Annotated in this window: 1 protein-coding gene; it reads right to left on the reverse strand. The window is 56.5% G+C overall.

Features of this window, described 5'->3' with window-relative positions; all coding sequences use genetic code 11:
* Positions 1 to 402, reverse strand: a 402-nt coding sequence (locus RDY34_RS10550; RefSeq protein WP_308184590.1) for a primase-helicase zinc-binding domain-containing protein, incomplete at both ends; no start/stop codon positions are given.

Consider the following 402-nt stretch of genomic DNA (forward strand, 5'->3'; position numbering starts at 1 on the left):
CCAATACTGGACAACGGGGCAATCGGGCGTTAACGGCTCTGCTTCGTCCCACAATGCGGCAAGTTTGCCGATATGGTCTTTTTCGGGGCGTGGTTGAGGCTGTGGGCGCGTTGTCGGTATCGGTAAGGGGGTTGCATTGTCCATGCCTAAAATGCCTGAAACCTGCTTTAATGCCGTCTGAAAATCGCAGCCTAGAAAGTGCATAACCAAGCCGAAACCGTCGCCTGCGCCGTTCTCCCAATGGGTGCAAATGAATGTGCCTTTGCCGTCCTTGTCGTCGTATCTGAAGCGGTCTTCGCCGCCGCAAGCGGGGCAAGGCTGGTGTTTGTTTTTCAGGTATCGCGGGTCTATGCCGATGGCGGCGTGTATCTCCTGCCAGCGGTAACGCGCGGCGGCTTTGAT

The organism is Neisseria polysaccharea (genome assembly GCF_963392925.1).
Lineage (GTDB): Bacteria > Pseudomonadota > Gammaproteobacteria > Burkholderiales > Neisseriaceae > Neisseria > Neisseria polysaccharea.